19 protein-coding genes are annotated in these 18227 nt (G+C 54.0%); 13 read left to right on the plus strand and 6 right to left on the minus strand.

Annotation, left to right across the window (positions count from 1 at the left end; genetic code table 11):
- The first annotated feature begins 37 nt into the window (after positions 1 to 37).
- The 5 genes from O1V65_RS20725 to O1V65_RS20745 all read left to right on the plus strand — a co-directional run bounded on the left by O1V65_RS20725 (position 38) and on the right by O1V65_RS20745 (position 7237).
- Positions 38 to 1336: an adenylosuccinate synthase gene (locus tag O1V65_RS20725; RefSeq protein WP_017492192.1), complete on the plus strand. Its 1299-nt coding sequence runs from the start codon at positions 38 to 40 to the stop codon at positions 1334 to 1336.
- 256 nt (positions 1337 to 1592) lie between these two features.
- Entirely contained in the window at positions 1593 to 2018 is a 426-nt protein-coding gene (gene nsrR, locus O1V65_RS20730; RefSeq protein ID WP_017492193.1) for a nitric oxide-sensing transcriptional repressor NsrR, read from the plus strand.
- Positions 2019 to 2059: 41 nt separating this feature from the next.
- Positions 2060 to 4603 (plus strand): ribonuclease R, encoded by a 2544-nt coding sequence (rnr, locus tag O1V65_RS20735; protein WP_269129988.1) that lies wholly within the window; start codon positions 2060 to 2062, stop codon positions 4601 to 4603.
- Positions 4604 to 4730: 127 nt separating this feature from the next.
- Positions 4731 to 5477 (plus strand): 23S rRNA (guanosine(2251)-2'-O)-methyltransferase RlmB, encoded by a 747-nt coding sequence (gene rlmB / locus O1V65_RS20740; RefSeq protein WP_017492195.1) that lies wholly within the window; start codon positions 4731 to 4733, stop codon positions 5475 to 5477.
- A gap of 128 nt (positions 5478 to 5605) precedes the next feature.
- Positions 5606 to 7237, plus strand: a complete 1632-nt coding sequence (locus O1V65_RS20745) for an isovaleryl-CoA dehydrogenase (RefSeq protein WP_165428797.1) — start codon at positions 5606 to 5608, stop codon at positions 7235 to 7237.
- Between the two features lies 1 nt (position 7238).
- On the opposite strand, the gene bsmA is transcribed toward O1V65_RS20745, so the two are convergent.
- Positions 7239 to 7562, minus strand: coding sequence for a biofilm peroxide resistance protein BsmA (gene bsmA, locus O1V65_RS20750; RefSeq protein WP_017492196.1), 324 nt, complete (start codon positions 7560 to 7562; stop codon positions 7239 to 7241).
- Positions 7563 to 7784: 222 nt separating this feature from the next.
- Between bsmA and yjfP the strand changes: the two genes are divergently transcribed.
- The 5 genes from yjfP to rplI all read left to right on the plus strand — a co-directional run bounded on the left by yjfP (position 7785) and on the right by rplI (position 10156).
- Positions 7785 to 8534, plus strand: coding sequence for an esterase (gene yjfP, locus O1V65_RS20755; RefSeq protein WP_017492197.1), 750 nt, complete (start codon positions 7785 to 7787; stop codon positions 8532 to 8534).
- A 183-nt stretch (positions 8535 to 8717) separates the two neighbouring features.
- A complete protein-coding gene (gene rpsF / locus O1V65_RS20760) occupies positions 8718 to 9110 on the plus strand; it encodes a 30S ribosomal protein S6 (protein WP_017492198.1) in 393 nt (130 codons plus the stop codon).
- 5 nt (positions 9111 to 9115) lie between these two features.
- Entirely contained in the window at positions 9116 to 9433 is a 318-nt protein-coding gene (gene priB, locus O1V65_RS20765) for a primosomal replication protein N (RefSeq protein ID WP_081601410.1), read from the plus strand.
- Positions 9434 to 9437: 4 nt separating this feature from the next.
- Complete coding sequence (gene rpsR / locus O1V65_RS20770) at positions 9438 to 9665, plus strand: 30S ribosomal protein S18 (RefSeq protein WP_002210155.1); 228 nt, start codon at positions 9438 to 9440, stop codon at positions 9663 to 9665.
- Between the two features lie 38 nt (positions 9666 to 9703).
- On the plus strand, positions 9704 to 10156 hold the full coding sequence (rplI, locus tag O1V65_RS20775) for a 50S ribosomal protein L9 (RefSeq protein ID WP_017492199.1): 453 nt from the start codon (positions 9704 to 9706) through the stop codon (positions 10154 to 10156).
- A gap of 99 nt (positions 10157 to 10255) precedes the next feature.
- Here rplI and O1V65_RS20780 read toward each other — a convergent pair whose 3' ends face one another.
- Entirely contained in the window at positions 10256 to 10969 is a 714-nt protein-coding gene (locus O1V65_RS20780; RefSeq protein WP_192504192.1) for an OapA family protein, read from the minus strand.
- Positions 10970 to 11184: 215 nt separating this feature from the next.
- Between O1V65_RS20780 and fklB the strand changes: the two genes are divergently transcribed.
- The gene (gene fklB / locus O1V65_RS20785; RefSeq protein WP_017492201.1) at positions 11185 to 11805 is read left to right on the plus strand and encodes a BamJ family beta-barrel-assembly machinery protein; all 621 of its coding nucleotides are present in this window, start codon (positions 11185 to 11187) and stop codon (positions 11803 to 11805) included.
- Positions 11806 to 11871: 66 nt separating this feature from the next.
- Here the strand turns inward: fklB and O1V65_RS20790 are convergent, their stop codons facing one another.
- Positions 11872 to 13833 (minus strand): bifunctional 2',3'-cyclic-nucleotide 2'-phosphodiesterase/3'-nucleotidase, encoded by a 1962-nt coding sequence (locus O1V65_RS20790; RefSeq protein ID WP_269129989.1) that lies wholly within the window; start codon positions 13831 to 13833, stop codon positions 11872 to 11874.
- A gap of 114 nt (positions 13834 to 13947) precedes the next feature.
- Between O1V65_RS20790 and cysQ the strand changes: the two genes are divergently transcribed.
- Positions 13948 to 14691, plus strand: a complete 744-nt coding sequence (gene cysQ, locus O1V65_RS20795; protein WP_026110566.1) for a 3'(2'),5'-bisphosphate nucleotidase CysQ — start codon at positions 13948 to 13950, stop codon at positions 14689 to 14691.
- Positions 14692 to 14733: 42 nt separating this feature from the next.
- On the opposite strand, the gene O1V65_RS20800 is transcribed toward cysQ, so the two are convergent.
- The gene (locus O1V65_RS20800) at positions 14734 to 15291 is read right to left on the minus strand and encodes a YtfJ family protein (RefSeq protein ID WP_017492204.1); all 558 of its coding nucleotides are present in this window, start codon (positions 15289 to 15291) and stop codon (positions 14734 to 14736) included.
- A gap of 382 nt (positions 15292 to 15673) precedes the next feature.
- Between O1V65_RS20800 and O1V65_RS20805 the strand changes: the two genes are divergently transcribed.
- The gene (locus O1V65_RS20805) at positions 15674 to 15877 is read left to right on the plus strand and encodes a DUF1107 domain-containing protein (RefSeq protein ID WP_017492205.1); all 204 of its coding nucleotides are present in this window, start codon (positions 15674 to 15676) and stop codon (positions 15875 to 15877) included.
- A 141-nt stretch (positions 15878 to 16018) separates the two neighbouring features.
- On the opposite strand, the gene paeA is transcribed toward O1V65_RS20805, so the two are convergent.
- Both paeA and msrA read right to left on the minus strand, forming a co-directional pair.
- Positions 16019 to 17350 (minus strand): polyamine export protein PaeA, encoded by a 1332-nt coding sequence (gene paeA, locus O1V65_RS20810; protein WP_269129990.1) that lies wholly within the window; start codon positions 17348 to 17350, stop codon positions 16019 to 16021.
- Positions 17351 to 17544: 194 nt separating this feature from the next.
- Positions 17545 to 18192 carry a peptide-methionine (S)-S-oxide reductase MsrA gene (gene msrA / locus O1V65_RS20815; protein WP_017492207.1) on the minus strand — a complete coding sequence of 216 codons (648 nt, stop codon included), beginning with the start codon at positions 18190 to 18192 and terminating at the stop codon, positions 17545 to 17547.
- Positions 18193 to 18227: the final 35 nt, after the last annotated feature.

Raw genomic sequence — 18227 nt, forward strand, 5'->3', positions numbered from 1 at the left:
TTAGGATTCTTTTTTAAGCAACCTGGTGATTCTCAAGATGGGTAAGAACGTTGTCGTACTGGGCACTCAATGGGGTGACGAAGGTAAGGGCAAGATTGTGGATTTGCTCACCGAGCGGGCTAAATATGTGGTGCGCTATCAGGGCGGTCACAATGCCGGTCACACGCTGGTTATCAACGGTGAGAAAACCGTTCTTCATTTAATTCCTTCCGGCATTCTGCGTGAAAATGTCACCAGCATCATCGGCAACGGTGTGGTTCTGGCCCCGGACGCGTTGATGAAAGAGATGGGTGAACTTGAAGCGCGAGGGATCCCGGTTCGAGAGCGTCTGCTTATTTCTGAGGCTTGCCCGCTTATCCTTTCCTATCACGTCGCACTCGATATGGCGCGTGAGAAAGCCCGTGGTGCGAAGGCTATCGGCACTACGGGTCGCGGGATTGGTCCAGCCTATGAAGACAAAGTAGCCCGGCGCGCGCTGCGTGTCGGTGATTTGTTCAACATGGAAACTTTCGCCCACAAGCTTAAGGAGATTGTTGATTATCACAACTTCCAGCTGGTGCACTATTACAAGGTCGATGCGGTTGATTACCAACAGGTTCTCAATGATGTAACGGCAGTGGCTGGCATCCTGACCGCGATGGTTGTCGACGTCTCCGACCTTCTGGACAGGGCCCGCAAGCAGGGCGAACTCATCATGTTTGAGGGCGCACAGGGCACGCTGCTAGACATCGACCATGGCACCTATCCGTATGTGACCTCATCAAATACCACGGCGGGCGGCGTTGCTACGGGCTCAGGTATGGGCCCACGCCACGTCGATTACGTGCTCGGTATCGTCAAGGCCTACTCGACGCGGGTTGGCGCAGGGCCGTTCCCGACTGAGCTGTTCGACGATATCGGCGAATATCTCTGCAAGCAGGGCAACGAATTCGGTGCGACGACCGGTCGCCGCCGTCGCTGCGGCTGGCTAGACATTGTCGCCGTGCGTCGTGCAGTGCAGATAAACTCGCTGTCTGGCTTCTGCATGACCAAGCTTGATGTGCTTGACGGCCTGAAAGAGGTCAAACTGTGTGTGGCTTACCGTCTGCCGGACGGCAAAGAGGTGACCACCACGCCGTTAGCCGCTGAAAACTGGGAAGGGATCGAGCCCATTTATGAAACCATGCCAGGCTGGAGTGAAACCACCTTTGGCGTGAAAGAGCTCGATAAACTGCCGCAGGCGGCTCGCGATTACATCAAACGAGTCGAAGCACTGACTGAAGTGCCGGTTGATATCATCTCTACCGGCCCGGATCGTAGCGAGACCATGATCCTGCGCGACCCGTTCGACGCCTAATCGTCATCGATTATTGTGAAACGCAAAACCGGGCCACGACGCCCGGTTTTCTTTTTCTGTTGCCACCAACGCCAAATCGCTCAAGTTATGCTTCGAATTTCAGCGTCTGTTTGATTTAAAGACAAACTTTGTGGCGGGCAGCCCATTCAATAGAGTAATCTTGCTTATACCGGGCTTTCATAAGTTAACGGGTATATACGCATTACATTGTCATCATAGATGCGAATAAAACGGGTAAAAGTACCCAGAGGCGAGTGTGCAGTTAACGAGTTTTACCGATTATGGTTTGAGAGCGTTGATCTATATGGCGTCGTTGCCAGAAGGTCAGCTCACCAGCATTTCCGAGGTCACCGAAGTTTATGGGGTCTCGCGCAATCATATGGTGAAAATTATTAATCAGCTAAGCCGGGCAGGACTGGTCACGGCAATGCGCGGTAAAAACGGGGGGATCAGACTGGGTAAACCGGCTGAAACCATTCTATTGGGTAACGTCGTCCGCGAGCTGGAGCCGTTAGCCCTGGTTAATTGTTCGGCAGAATTTTGCCACATCACCCCTGCTTGTCGCTTAAAGCAGGTGCTGCATACGGCCGTAGAACACTTTCTTGATGAGTTGAATCAATACACGCTGGCCGACATGGTCAAAGATAATTCTCAACTCTACAAATTATTGCTTGTTGAATGAAAGACTCTCAACAAACTGCTGATGACAACGGAGGAACCGCTATGTCACAAGATCCATTCCTGGAACGAGAAGCAGAAAAATACGAATCGCCTATTCCTAGCCGCGAATTTATTCTCGAACACCTTGGTAAGCGCGAAACGCCTGCCAGCCGAGAAGAGCTGGCTAATGAACTGAATCTCTCGGGTGAGGAGCAGCTTGAAGCGCTGCGCCGCAGACTGCGCGCTATGGAACGCGACGGTCAGCTGGTCTTCACTCGTCGTCAATGCTATGCCCTGCCTGAGCGTCTAGATTTGTTGAAGGGTACCGTTATTGGCCATCGCGATGGTTACGGTTTCCTGCGCCTTGAAGGCGTGAAAAAAGACGACGTTTACCTGTCTGCCGAGCAGATGAAAATGTGCATCCACGGTGACGTGGTGCTGGCTCAGCCGGTCGGTACTGACCGTAAAGGCCGTCGCGAAGCGCGCATAGTGCGAGTGGTGGTGCCAAAGACCAGTCAGATCGTGGGCCGCTACTTCACCGACGCTGGCGCAGGCTTTGTGGTGCCGGACGACAGCCGTCTGAGCTTTGACATCCTGATCCCGGCCGACGCCGTCAGCGGCGCACGCATGGGTTACATGGTGGTGGTCGAACTGACGCAGCGTCCAACGCGCCGTACCAAGGCGGTCGGTAAAATCGTTGAAGTGTTAGGTGACAAAATGGGAACCAGCATGGCGGTGGATATCGCGCTGCGCACCCATGAAATCCCACACACTTGGCCGCCACAGGTTGAGAAACAGGTTGCAGGCCTGAGCGAACAGGTGCCTGAAGAGGCCAAAAAAGGCCGTGTTGATCTGCGCAATTTGCCGCTGGTCACCATCGATGGCGAAGATGCCCGAGACTTCGATGATGCCGTTTACTGTGAGAAGAAGCGCGGTGGCGGTTGGCGTCTGTGGGTGGCGATTGCCGACGTGAGCTATTACGTTCGTCCGGGCACCGCGCTCGATGACGAAGCACGCAGCCGTGCCACTTCGGTCTACTTCCCGTCGCAGGTTGTGCCTATGCTGCCGGAAGTGCTGTCGAACGGCCTCTGCTCCCTCAACCCGCAGGTTGACAGGCTGTGTATGGTCTGTGAGATGACTATCTCCGCGACCGGTAAACTGACCAGTTCCAAGTTCTACGAAGCGGTGATGAGCTCGCACGCACGTTTGACCTACACCAAGGTCTGGCACATCATCGAAGGCGACAAAGAGCTGCGTGAGCAGTACTCGCCGCTGGTTAAGCATCTGGTCGAACTGCACAACATGTATAAAGTGCTGGATCAGGCGCGCGCCGAACGCGGAGGTATTGCCTTCGAAACCGAAGAAGCCAAGTTTATCTTCAACGCTGAACGCCGCATTGAGCGCGTGGAAGCGACCGTGCGTAACGATGCGCACAAGCTTATCGAAGAATGTATGATCATGGCCAACATCTCTGCGGCACGTTTTGTTGAGAAATATAACGAGCCGGCGCTGTTCCGCGTTCATGACCGTCCAAGCGACGACCATATTTCGGCGCTGAAAAGCGTATTGTCCGAGCTAAGCCTGACCATGGGCGGCGGGATGAAACCTGAGCCGAAAGACTACGCTGACATCATGGAACAGCTCAAAGATCGTCCTGACCGCGAGATGCTGCAAACCATGCTGCTGCGCTCGATGAAGCAGGCGATTTACGATCCGGAAAACCGTGGACACTTTGGTCTGGCGTTGACCTCTTACGGTCACTTCACCTCGCCAATCCGCCGTTATCCTGACCTTGCGCTGCACCGTGCCATTAAATACGTGCTGGCGAAAGAGCACGGCACGCTGAAGGATCGCTGGACGCCAACCGGCGGCTACCACAGCGATTACGAAGAAATGGTGATGCTGGGCGATCACTGTTCGATGGCCGAACGCCGCGCCGACGAAGCGACCCGCAACGTCGCGGACTGGCTTAAGTGTGACTTCATGCAGGACCACGTGGGTGAAGTCTTCACCGGCGTTATCTCCAGCGTGACGGGCTTTGGATTCTTCGTGCGCCTTAGCGATCTGTTCATCGACGGACTGGTGCACGTATCGTCACTGGATAACGACTATTATCGTTACGATAATATTGGTCAGCGTCTGGTGGGTGAGTCTTCGGGCAGCGTTTATCGCCTCGGTGACACGGTCGAAATTCGCGTTGAGGCCGTCCACATGGACGAGCGTAAAATCGATTTCGCGCTGGTGTCCAGCACCCGCAAACCGCGCGGTGAAGGTAAAACGGCCCGCGATCGCGCCAAGAAAGGCGGCGAGCGCAGCATGCGTCCTACCGGTGCCGCCAACGCGGGCCGTCGTCGTACCGGCAAGAAAAACGTCAACTTTGAGCCGGATAGCGCGTTCCGCAAAGAGGGCGAAAAGCCGGCCAAAGCGCGCCGAACAGGCAAGGCCGAAACCGCGAAGGCGGCGGTCAAGTCCGAGTCAGCAAAGGTGACGAGCGCCGTCGGTAAAGACGGCAAGCCGAAGAAAACCAAAAAGCCTTCCGAGAAAACCCAGAAAATTGCTGCGGCCACCAAAGCCAAGCGTGCGAAGAAAAAACAGGCCGAATCCTGATTTGTGCATTTATTGACTGATGCCAGCGTCAGTCAATGATAGAATCGCCGCCAATCATCACTACCTCATGCGGACACGCGTTTTCCCGCATGAGGTATTCATAAAAAGTATTATTTTAAAGAGCATCATGAGCGAAATTATTTACGGTATTCACTCCGTTAAAGCCTTACTCGACAACGATCCCCAGCGTTTTCTGGAAGTGTTCATCCTCAAAGGCCGTGACGATAAACGTCTGAAGCCGCTTGTTGAGGAACTCGAAGCCAGCGGTATCGTTATTCAGGTGGCAAGCCGTCAGTGGCTGGACGACAAGTCTGAAGGCGCGGTCCATCAGGGCATCGTTGCACGCGTTAAAGAAGGTCGCCAGTATCAGGAAAACGACCTTCCTGCGCTGCTGGAAAGCCTGGAATCACCGTTCCTGTTGGTGCTGGACGGCGTGACTGACCCTCACAACCTCGGCGCGTGCCTGCGTACTGCCGATGCAGCGGGTGTGCACGCCGTTATCGTTCCTCGTGACCGTTCTGCCAAGCTGAACGCGACGGCGAAGAAAGTCGCCAGCGGCGCGGCCGAAAACGTCCCTTTGATCAACGTGACCAACCTTGCGCGCACGCTGCGTGTGCTGCAAGAGCACAACGTCTGGATCGTCGGCACTGCCGGTGAAGCGGACCATACCTTGTTCCAGAGCAAAATGACCGGTCCGATGGCGCTGGTCATGGGCGCTGAAGGCGAAGGCATGCGTCGTCTGACTCGCGAACACTGCGACGAGCTGATCAGCATCCCGATGGCCGGATCCGTGTCTTCACTGAACGTTTCCGTCGCGACCGGCGTTTGCCTGTTCGAAGCCGTACGCCAGCGTGCCGTGAAAGCGAAAGGCTAAGTCCCGCCTGATTCCTCTCCCGCAACCTCCCCGGTTGCGGGCGTTTCCCCTGTTTGTGATCCACTCTGCGGTAAATTCGTCAGTTTTTATCATACTGAATCCTGATGCTATGGATGACGGAGGTGGCGATGAACTGGGAAACTCACCGGGTGTTTAATCAACCCAAGCCCTTAAGCAACAGCAACTTATTCCTCTCTGATACGGCGCTACGTGAAGCCGTTGCCCGCCAGCATGCGGCCTGGGATCTCGATGTGCTTGCCTCGCTAGGCCAGCAGCTCGGGTCCGCCGAATCGCTGGAGCTGGGCCGTCTGGCGAATGCCAACCCCCCCGACTTATTGCGTTTTGAGCCAACCGGCGAGCCGCTCGACGACGTGCGATTTCACCCGGCCTGGCACCTGCTGATGCAGGGGCTGGTGGCGAATCGAGTACACAATCTGCCGTGGGAGGAGGACGCCCGTATCGGTTCCTACGTCGCGCGCGCCGCGCGTTTCCTGCTGCATGCCCAGGTTGAGGCGGGCACGCTGTGTCCGATAACCATGACCCACGGTGCTATTCCACTGTTACAACAGTCGCTCCCCGCTGAATTCAAAGCCTGGCTCACGCCGCTGCTTTCCGATCGCTACGACGCCCATCTGTTGCCTGGTGATAAAAAACGTGGGCTGCTGATGGGTATGGGCATGACCGAAAAACAGGGCGGTTCAGATGTCTTGAGCAACACCACTACCGCGACGGCCATCGAAGGACGTGGGCCGGGCAAACCTTATCGGCTAGTGGGCCACAAGTGGTTCTTCTCGGTGCCGCAAAGCGACGCACATCTGGTGCTGGCGCAGACGGAAGGTGGGCTGTCGTGCTTCTTCCTGCCAAGAATTTTGCCCGACGGTGAACGTAATCACGTGCGCATTCAGCGGCTGAAGGACAAGCTGGGTAATCGCTCCAACGCCAGCAGCGAGGTGGAGTTTTTCGATGCCGTGGGTTGGCTGCTAGGCGAAGAGGGCGATGGCGTTCGCCATATCCTTAAAATGGGCGGCCACACGCGCTTCGACTGCGCCCTCGGCAGCCACGGTATGATGCGGCGAGCATTTTCGGTCGCGCTCTATCATGCCTTCCAGCGCCAGGTATTTGGTAAACCCTTGATAGAACAGCCGCTGATGCGTCAGGTGCTAAGCCGGATGGCGCTGCGCCTTGAGGGGCAAACCGCGCTGCTGTTTCGTCTCGCACACGCCCGGGAAAACGTTGCCGACGGGCGCGAGCAGGTCATAAGCCGTCTGCTAACGCCAGCCGCCAAGTTTGAGGTCTGTCGTCAGGGCATTCCCTTTGTCGCTGAGGCGATGGAGGTGCTGGGAGGCATAGGGTACTGCGAAGAGAGCGAGCTGCCGCGCCTGTACCGCGAGATGCCGGTGAACAGCATCTGGGAAGGTTCGGGTAACGTGATGTGCCTCGACGTGCTGCGCAGCCTGAAGAAAATGCCGCTGGCGACAGAAGAGGTCCAGCAGCGGCTGTATCAGGTGCGCGGGCAGAACCGTCTGTTCGACAAGGCGGCGCGTCAATTTCAGCAGCGGCTCAAACGCGGAGACGAGGCGCAGGGGCGAGCGATCGCCAGTCAGCTCTTCAATCTCTACGCGGCGGCCGAGATGCTGGAGTTTTCCTCTCCGCCGCTGGCCGATGCCTGGTGCCGCCTCACGCTCGACGAACGCGGCGATACGCAGATTGATGAACGCCTTTGCCAGCAGCTTCTCGAGCGGGCAATAGGCGCTCAGTAGGCTATTTGTAGAGAATAGCCTCGGAATACCAGCGGCCCGGCATAATGGTGTCGCTTATTAGCAGAATCAGATAATAGTGCGCGCCGGCGGCATCCGCCTTGTGCTGAATGGCGCGCTCCACGTCCATCGGACTGCCGATGACGTTGGCTGTCACGTTGCCTATCTTGGTCAGCGTAGTGGTTTGTGCGCGTACCACTTCCTGCGCCTTGCTGGTCGGTGGAGGCGGCGCGACTGGCGTGGTTTTCAGTACGCTACAGGCGCTCAATGCGCTGAGCAGGACCAGTGCCCCGAAGCAGCGCTTAACAATCGGCAGGCTGATTTTCATTGAATTTATCCCCTTAAGTCGTTGTTTCAGTGTAGCGCCTGCCCATTCATCTGAGCGAGTGCGATATTGTTTCATTTTGACTTTCTAAGGCTCATTTTGTTTTTATACCCCGCAGTATGGTTATAAAACATAGCCAAAAGATTGTGGTGGCATTTTCACGGACAGATAAAATGGATAGCGATAACCTTACCCTGAGAGGGCTGCAAATCTAAGGAGCGAGAGATGGTTGAAATGCATGAGGAAAACGTCGAGGGGATTCAGATTATCCACGCCGTTCCCGCCGGGCAATATCATCAGAAACTGCCAACGGTATTTTTCTATCACGGATTCACCTCGTCGAAAGAGATCTACGCTTACTTTGGCTACAATCTCGCGAAAGCCGGTTATCGCGTCATTCTGCCGGATGCGCTGATGCACGGTGCTCGCGCCGAACCTGACTCGCGCGTGTTGTTCAATAATTTCTGGCGCATCCTGCAAAACAACGTCAACGATTTAGCCTTGCTTAAGGAGACCTTTGTGGCACGAGGTCTGGCCGACGAGCAGCGCCTTGGCGTGGGAGGCGTGTCGATGGGCGGCATGACCACGATGGCCGCACTGGTGCACTTTCCCTGGGTGAAGGCCGCGGCCAACCTGATGGGCTCCGGTTATTTCGTCACGCTTTCCGACCATTTGTTCCCATCGTATGGCGACGAGAGCGGGCGGTCTCGCGATGAGTTCGAACGGCAAACGGCGCAGCTGCTAAGTCTCGACGTTAGCGATAAAATCGAGCAGGTCGGCAGCAAGCCGCTACTGGTGTGGCACGGCGAGAAGGACGACCTGGTGCCGTTTGCCGAAAGCGCCCGGCTGAAGCACGCCCTGGAGCACGCCGGGCAAGCAAGGAATCTGACCTTTATCAGCGAACCGGAGGCCACGCACAAGGTCACGGTTTACGCTGCCAATCGAACCACCGAATTCTTTACTTCCCACCTGTAAATGCCGCCAGAACGGCTGAGCAAACGACGTCGAAAAATTAATCAGCCTGGGTCCTTGAGTTTATTATTCCCCGGGCATATAATTGCGCGTCATTTTTTCAGCCGTACACATAACACGTTCCTTGCTTCCATGGGCCACGGCTGACCCTGACAGGAGGCTGAATAATCCGTAAGGAGCAATTCTATGCGTCATTACGAAATCGTTTTTATGGTCCACCCTGACCAGAGCGAACAGGTTCCGGGCATGATCGAGCGTTACAGTGCTGTAATCACTAACGCTGCTGGTCAGATTCACCGTCTGGAAGACTGGGGCCGCCGTCAGCTGGCTTATCCGATCAACAAACTGCACAAAGCTCACTACGTTCTGCTGAACGTTGAAGCTCCGCAGGAAGCGATCGATGAGCTGGAAACTAACTTCCGCTTCAACGACGCCGTTATCCGTAGCATGGTTATGCGTACTAAACACGCGGTAACTGAAGCTTCACCAATGGTTAAAGCGAAAGACGAACGCCGTGAGCGTCGTGAAGATTTCGCCGAAGCCAATGATGATTCTGAAGCTGGGGATTCTGAAGAGTAATTTTTGTGACGACTAATCGCCTGGTGTTGTCTGGCACAGTGTGCAAGACCCCCATTCGTAAAGTCAGTCCATCGGGCATTCCTCACTGTCAGTTTGTGCTAGAACACAGATCACAGCAGCAGGAAGCCGGATTTAGCCGACAAGCATGGTGCAGAATGCCTGTGGTTGTTAGCGGACATCAGTCACAAGTGTTAACTCACAGTATAACGGTCGGCACGCAACTCACCGTCACTGGATTCATTAGCTGCCATCAAGGTCGCAATGGGCTCAATAAGGTGGTGTTACATGCCGAGCAGATTGAATTGATAGATTCTGGAGACTAGCCTAATGGCACGTTATTTCCGTCGTCGCAAGTTCTGCCGTTTCACCGCGGAAGGCGTTGTTGAGATCGATTACAAAGATATCGCTACGCTGAAAAACTACATTACCGAAAGTGGTAAAATTGTCCCGAGCCGTATTACCGGTACTCGTGCAAAATACCAGCGTCAGCTCGCTCGTTGTATCAAGCGCGCACGCTACCTGTCTTTGCTGCCGTACACTGATCGTCATCAGTAATCGGCCGCAGTCCATTAACGACTAGAGAGGATTAGGTAATGCAAGTTATTCTGCTTGATAAAGTAGCAAACCTGGGCAGCCTGGGTGATCAAGTTAACGTTAAAGCGGGCTACGCTCGTAACTTCCTGGTACCACAGGGCAAAGCAGTACCTGCTACCAAGAAAAACGTTGAGTATTTCGAAGCACGTCGTGCAGAACTGGAAGCCAAACTGGCTGACGTTCTGGGCGCCGCTGAAGCTCGCGCAAACAGCATCAACGAACTGGGCACCGTTACCATCGCGTCTAAAGCAGGCGACGAAGGTAAACTGTTCGGCTCTGTTGGCACCCGTGACATCGCTGACGCAGTAACTGCGGCCGGTGTTCAGGTTGCTAAGAGCGAAGTTCGTCTGCCAGAAGGCGTTCTGCGCACTCTGGGCGAACACGAAGTGGACTTCCAGGTTCACAGCGATGTATTCGCTAAGCTGACTGTAGTTGTGGTTGCAGAAGCGTAATATTCGCTTTAGTAATCCGTCAGAACGCCGGCCTTGTGCCGGCGTTTTGCATTTTAAAAAACCGTGTTTTATACGGCGATGCGAGAAGGGCGCGTTTGATTAACGCAGACGTCGATAGCTACCGTCTGACTGGCGGCTGAAGGTGACGGTATTGTTCTGATCGTTGGTCACCTGAAGTGCGGTCACCACACCCTGTGCGTTGACCTGAATTCTCACCTGCTGACCGGCATGCAGGTTGCTCAGCGGCTTGTCGTTCCCCTCCACCTGTGCCATCGCAAAGACGTCGTTGACCATCAGATTATTGTCGCGGAACAGCTGTGCCAGCGTCTGCCCCTGTTGAATCTGATAGTTTCTCCAACTGCCCTGATTCTGAGCAACCGGCTGAGACGAATCGTCAGGCTGCATCTGCGTAGAGCGGCCCTGTTCGTTGCGTAAATCGGCCTGCATCGGAATAGAGGTCGGTTGATCGGAAGGCGCATAGGTATTCTCCGGCGAATAAGGCCAGAGCAAGGCAAGCAGCACCACGATAACGCTGACAATAATCCAGCGGCGGTGGAAATAGGGCAGCGGCTCCATCCAGTGAAAATCATCACTGAGATGCCAAATCTTGTTAAACAGCGTAGGCGCTCTTGGCTTCATTACCGGGCGCTCAATCGCGTTGGCTTCAACGGCCTCATCCTGCGCGATGTCTGCCTCTGTTTCCGTCTCGGGTTTCTTCTTCTGCAACGGCTTTTGCATAATCGAAATCCAGGATCTCAACATCGGTTGATAAATGCGGGTGGCCTTCCTTCTCCTGGGCGGGTATTTGCCCATGACAACCTCTCTTGTTGCACGTAATGCCAATAAAATCAGACGTAAAAGATACAGCGTGTTAATGGGCCTAAGTATAGCTGTTTAACTGCATTCGAGGATATCCCCTTAATCACTCGAAATCTGGCGTTGTACCTCGAATTTTATCGTAACATTTTACCCAAAAGTCCTGCGCTGTTATGCTGCGTCTTCGACTTTTTATGATTAAAGGAAATTCCATGACAACCCCTTCATTTGACAGCGTTGAAGCGCAGGCAAGTTACGGTATCGGCTTGCAGGTCGGTCAACAGCTGCAGGAATCTGGTTTAGAAGGCCTGGAGCCTGATGCACTTCTTGCAGGTTTACGCGATGCGCTGGAAGGGAATACCCCTGCTGTGCCCGTTGACGTGGTTCATCGTGCACTGCGCGAAGTTCACGAGCGTGCCGATGCCGTTCGTCGTCAGCGTCAGGAAGCGTTGGCCGTTGAAGGTCAGGAATTCCTGGCTGCCAACGCACAGCGCGAAGGCGTGACCAGCACCGAGTCTGGTCTGCAATTCTCCGTGATAACGCAGGGCGAAGGTCCTATCCCAGGTCGTCAGGATCGTGTTCGCGTTCACTATACCGGTAAACTGATCGACGGTACCGTATTCGACAGCTCCGTGCAGCGCGGCGAGCCAGCAGAGTTCCCGGTAAACGGCGTTATCGCTGGCTGGATCGAAGCTCTGACCCTGATGCCAGTAGGTTCTAAGTGGGAGCTGTACATTCCTCACAACCTGGCTTACGGCGAGCGTGGTGCCGGCGCATCTATCCCGCCATTCAGCGCACTGACTTTCGAAGTTGAGCTGCTGGAAATCCTGTAATCGCCCCGCGATCGACAGAATTTAAAAAAGGCGCCCCAGGGCGCCTTTTTTTGGCCGCAATCGGGCTTAGGAGCCTTGGGTTTGCAGGTTTATTTGGTAGATGGCGAAGCCTACGGCGTCGGTGCCTTTTCGCGTCACCGGATACTGGGCCTGGGTCTTGATGAACTCGGCGGCTTTGGTGTCCGGCGACGTCTCAAAGCGAATATCCAGCGGCAGTTTTGTCTTGATGGGAGCCAGACGCCAGTTGTTGTCTGCGCTTGGCGTTACCGCACCGTGTTTTTTGGTTTCAGCGCTAATATAGGCGGCCAGCACCGCGCGGTTTTCGTCGGGTGAAGCGAAAGCGATATGTTTGTCGCCGGTACCGGCAAATTTACCGCCGTAGGCGCGATAGTTGTTGGTCGCGACCAAAAATACCGCATCGGAACGTATCGGCTTGCCCTGATAGGTCAGATTCTTGATGCGTTCGGCATTCTTGTTGATGAGATTGCATTCGCCGTCGAAGCGTGCGGGCTGCGTAACGTCTATCTGATAATCGACGCCGTCGATGACGTCGAAATTATAGGTGCGGAAGCCGTCCCAGTTGATAAGCGACTGCGGCTTGCTGCTGTTGACGTCAATCTGGTTGTATTGACCTGCTGAACACTCCAGCCAGTCTTTGACCTCCTGCCCGGTCACTTTCATGACCACCAGCGTATTCGGATACAAATAGAGATCCGCGGCGTTACGGAAGGTCAGCGGACCTTTCTCAACCTCGACGAAGCTTGCAGGATCGTTTTTACGGCCACCGGCCTTGAATGGCGCAGCCGCCGAGAGAACGGGTAGATCGGCCAGATCAGGATCGCCCTGAATAAAGTGTTCTGTGTAGGCCTTTTGCGCGTTATTCACAATCTGTACGGTGGGATCGTCCTGGATCAGCGAAAAATAGCTGTACATGTTAGCGGTCGACTTACCGATCGGCTGGCTGACAAACTCGCGGGTAGCGTCATGATCCGCTGCCAGCACTTTCAGCAGTTTAGGATCTTCTGCCGCCAGCGACTTTTTATTGATTTTGTCGAAGATGGGCCGGGCTTCCGCTTTGGCGTGGGTCACCTTCCAGCCACCGGCGTCGTTGCTTAATACCAGATCCACCACGCCAAGGTGATCTCCCCACATGCCCGGCATCACCGCCGGAATGCCGTTGAGGGTGCCCTGTTTAATATCTGCGCCTTTGATATTGGCGAATTCATCGCTCGGAAACACCGCATGTGCGTGACCAAACATGATGGCATCGATGCCTTTGACCTGGCTGAGATAGTAGACCGAGTTCTCGGCGAGAGTTTTGTAAGGTTCGGCGGAAAGGCCTGAGTGCGGAATGGCGACAATAATGTCGGCACCCTGTTTACGCATCTCGGGCAGCCATTTTTTGGCGGTCTCGGTGATATCGGCAACGGTCACCTTGCCCTGCAGGTTGGCCTTGTCCCAGACCATAATCTGCGGAGGCACAAATCCGATGTAACCGATGCGCAAGGTATGGGTTTTCCCCTCGCTGTCGGTGACCTGTTTGTCGATAATGATAAACGGCGTGAACAGTGGCTTGCCCGTTTTGTCGTCAATCACGTTAGCATTAACGTACGGGAACCTGGCCCCGGCTAGCGCCTTGTGAAGATAGTCCAGACCGTAGTTGAACTCGTGATTCCCCAGATTGCCGACCGCATAGTCCAGCGTGTTCATGGCCTTGTAAACCGGATGAATCTCGCCGGTTTTGAGGCCTTTGGCCGCCATGTAATCACCGAGCGGACTGCCCTGAATGATGTCACCGTTATCAACCAGCACCGAGTTTTTGACCTCTGCGCGCGCCGCCTCAATCAGGCTGGCGGTACGCACTAATCCAAACTTGTCGGTGGGTTTATCTTTGTAGTAATCGAAGTCCATCATATTGCTGTGCAGATCGGTGGTTTCCATGATGCGTAAATCCACCGTTACCGCGTTGGCCGTACCGGCGGCAACGAGAAGGGCAAGCGTAGAAAGTCTCAGGTGATGCTTAAACATGGCACTGGCTCCGTCAGAGGATTACATAATACAAATACGGGATAGCTATTCCCGCCAAAAAAAACTAGGCTTTATTGATAGGGTAAGAATATTAAAGAATAACTGAGGTGAATGATGTTGGAACAAATTTGCCAGCTCGCGCGCGACGCAGGCGACGCGATTATGAAAGTCTATGACGGCGAGCAACCGCTGAATGCGCGGCAGAAAAATGACGACTCGCCGGTAACGGCAGCCGATATCGCGGCGCACAACGTTATCAAGAAAGGACTTCTCGCTCTCGACCCACAAACGCCACTGCTTTCCGAAGAAGATCCTCCGTCGTGGGCGGTGCGCCAGAACTGGACGCGTTTCTGGCTGGTCGATCCGCTGGACGGCACCAAGGAGTTCCTTAAACGCAACGGTGAATTTACGGTTAACATCGCGCTGATTGAGAACGGGCTTCCGGTCCTTGGCGTGGTTTACGTGCCCGTTACCGGCGTATTGTACGCGGCGGCAGACGGTAAGGCATGGAAGGAAGAAAACGGAGATAGGGTTGAAATTACCGCCCGCGAAGCTCACCCGCCGCTGGTGGTGGTGAGCCGTTCTCACAGCAGTGATCAGGAACTGCAGGACTATCTGGCGCAGTTGGGTGAACATCAGACGGTGACTATCGGTTCTTCGCTGAAGTTCTGTCTGGTTGCCGAAGGATCGGCACAGCTTTATCCGCGCTTCGGGCCTACCTCGGTCTGGGACACGGCCGCTGGCCACGCCGTAGCCAGCGCCGCCGGTGCGACCGTCACAGACTGGCAGGGCCAGACGCTGACCTATACACCGCGTGAATCGTTCCTGAACCCAGGATTTCGCGTCTCGCTGTTTTAAGCCGGCCTGATTAAAAGGGGAGTAAAGCGCCACGAGGTGGCTTTACTCCTTCACTAACTGATTAACTAGCTCAATCACCTTATGCACTTCCTCTGGCGACAGCGCACCCTCTTGGGCATATCTCACCACACCGCCCTTATCTAGCACGATAATCGCCGAACTTTTGCTTTCGAGCCTCCAGGCTTTCAACACTGCGCCGTTGCTGTCGACCACAATTTGCGACCATGGAAACTCTTTCTTGCCGCTTTCGATGCTGCTGCGCACAAACATGCCGGTGCCCATAATCGCATCATCGGTGTTAATGATAGTGGTGGTCTGGTAGCGGTCACGCGGCAGATTATCCTGACGGATAGCGTCGATAAGCGAGGCGTTCATCGCCTTGGCGCTGGTCCTTCCCGCCATATGCTGCACGATGCGCACCTTGCCCGGCAGTTTGGCGCTGTTCCAGTTGCTGTAGCTGAACTCGCCGTTGCTGTAGATAAGTTCTCCTTTATCTTCAACGCCAACGGCTGGAACACGGCTCCCTATCTCTAAAATGTGGGCTGACGCCATAAATGGCGCAAACAGGCAGGCTATAATTAACAAACGATTAACAATCATGTGTTCTCCTGAGAAAGGTCAGGTCAGGTCACGGAAAGGCTTAAGCATAGGATTGTTTGAAGTGGTCTGTCCTGTTGGAATGTCAACAATGTGCTGTCCTTAGCAGAAATTTGGATTTTGTCTGATAGTCTCGGGCTGTAATATAGGTAAAACTTAATGTGCTGTCATATTCGGTACATATTGAAGGGATATACTGCACAGCGTTTTGAAAGAGAACTTCAGTATCGTCAACCTGTGTAAAAGTAGTGAATTAGACTGGTTGGATGGGAACTGAATGCTATCTTTTAGGTCTATTCAGTGTAATAGCAGTAGGACTCGGACGATGTTTAAACAATTACCCGTCCGGGAAGAGAGATACTTAAAGGGAGGAAAGTGAAAAAAAATGAGGATTTTCCAGCGTTATAACCCACTGATTGTGGCGAAATACGTGAAAACGTTGTTCAGAGGCCGTCTGTATATCAAAGACGTCGGGGCTTTTGAGTTTGACCAAGGCAAGATCCTGTTGCCAAAAATTCGCGACAAGCGCCACTTCAGCGTGATGTCTGAGGTGAACAAGCAGGTTAATCATCTGCAGCTCGAAGCGTAAACGCTAATACAGCTTTCTATGGAATAGAGCATTTATGCTAAATAGCTTTTACGTTGAATAAAAAAGGCCACAATTAAATCGCGGCCTTTTTTATTGGGCGTGGTCGAAGGTTGCTGATAATGCAAACAACCTCCGCCAATATTATGCTGTTGAATCTTCGGCAGTTTTCGGCAGCAGAGAAGCGACCGGTTTATCGCTAATGCGCGTGACCAGCAACTGATCGATTTTATAACTGTCAATATCAACCACTTCAAACTTGAAGCCGGAGAATTTCACAAAGTCGGTGCGCTTAGGAATTTTACGCAGCATAAACATCATGAAGCCGCCGATGGTTTCATAGTTGCCGGACTGCGGGAAGTCTTCGATATGCAGCACGCGCATCACGTCTTCGATTGGCGTACCGCCCTCGATAAGCCATGAGTTCTCGTCACGGGCAACAATCTGCTCTTCCATACCCTGACCTACCAGGTCACCCATCAGGGTGGTCATCACGTCGTTAAGGGTGATGATGCCGACCACCAGCGCGTACTCGTTAAGAATAACTGCGAAGTCTTCACCTGCCGTTTTAAAGCTTTCCAGTGCTTCGGACAGCGTCAGGGTGTCGGGGACAATCAGCGCTGAACGAATCTGCACGCCGCTGCTCAGCATCAAGCTCTGATTACCCAGTACGCGGTTCAGCAGGTCTTTTGAGTCGACATAGCCGACTACCTGATCGATTTGTCCGTCACAGACCAGGAATTTGGAGTGCGGATGAGTGGATATTTTGTCCTTGATGCTCTCTTCGCTTTCGCGCAGGTCGAAGTAAATCACGCTTTCACGCGAGGTCATCGACGACGGTACGGTACGTGATTCAAGCTCAAATACGTTTTCAATCAGCTCGTGTTCCTGCTTACGCAGTACACCGGCCAGCGCACCGGCTTCCACCACGGCATAGATATCGTCCGAGGTAATGTCGTCATTACGCACGGTAGGCAGCTTGAACAGACGGAAGATAAGGTTTGCCAGGCCGTTGAAGAACCAGACCATTGGTCGGCACACGAGCAGGCAGAAACGCATCGGGTTGACTATCCGAACGGCAACAATCTCGGGTGAAATCATACCGATGCGCTTCGGAGTCAAGTCAGCAAACAGAATAAACAGGCTGGTGACCAACACGAAGGAACAGATGAAGCTGACCTGATCGGCGAGCTCGGGAGACAGGAATTTACCAAAAAATACCTGAAATGCCGGGGAGAATGCGGCGTCACCGACGATACCACCGAGGATGGCGACGGCGTTAAGTCCAATTTGTACTACGGTAAAGAACAGGCCGGGGGTTTCTTGTAGTTTAAGTACGCGAGCGGCGTTGATGTTTCCTTCATCTGCTAAAAGTTTAAGTTTGATTTTGCGTGAAGCGGCCAGCGATATCTCCGATAAGGAGAAGAATGCACTGATCGCGATGAGTAAAAGAATCAGTAAAATACTGTTTAACATAATCTATCCGTTTAACACCGGCATTAAGGCCGACAGGGAAAGGTAATCCGTTTGGTTTTTGTTAATAGAAAAATCACTTTAAGGTGATAAAAGCCAAGATAACAGCAAGAAACGTAATTACCGGGCCGCGAATGCAGCCCGGATAGTATAGCAGTGGCAATGATGTAATCGCCACTGCTGAATCTATAGGCGTTTTAAGGGGTCAACTGCGGAGGAAGGCAAACGCCGATGCCGCCTAGCCCACAGTAGCCTTCGGGATTCTTGAACAGGTACTGCTGGTGGTCGTCTTCCGCATAGTAGAAGGGCAGCGCTTCGCTTATCTCGGTGGTGATATGGCGTACATCTCCAGAGGCCCGCATGGCGTCCTGAAAACGCGCAAAGCTGGCCTGTGCGGCGTCTTGCTGCTCCTTGCTGAGGACATACAGGGCAGAGCGGTACTGCGTGCCGATGTCGCCGCCCTGACGCATCCCTTGCGCCGGGTCGTGGTTTTCCCAGAAGGTTTGCAGCAGTTGTTCATAGCTCACGATCGACGGGTCGAAGACCACGCGTACCCCTTCTGCATGGCCGGTGAGGCCGCTGCACACTTCGCGGTAGGTCGGATTTGGCGTAAAACCACCCGAGTAGCCGGCGGCCGTGCTGTAGACGCCGTCCAACTGCCAAAAAAGGCGTTCGACGCCCCAGAAGCAGCCCATCGCAAAAATGGCGACGTTCATGTTGTCAGGCACGTGGGTCATCGAATGGCCGTTAACCGCGTGAAGTGTCGCGACCGGCATCGGGGTAGTGCGGCCAGGCAGCGCTTCTTCTTTGCTAATTGCCTGTGTTTTATCGGAGAGTTGAACCACGGAAAGACTCCACTAATATTATTCAATCAGGTTTG

Origin of the sequence: Rouxiella badensis (assembly GCF_026967515.2) — a bacterium.
Classification (GTDB): Bacteria; Pseudomonadota; Gammaproteobacteria; order Enterobacterales; family Enterobacteriaceae; genus Rouxiella; species Rouxiella badensis.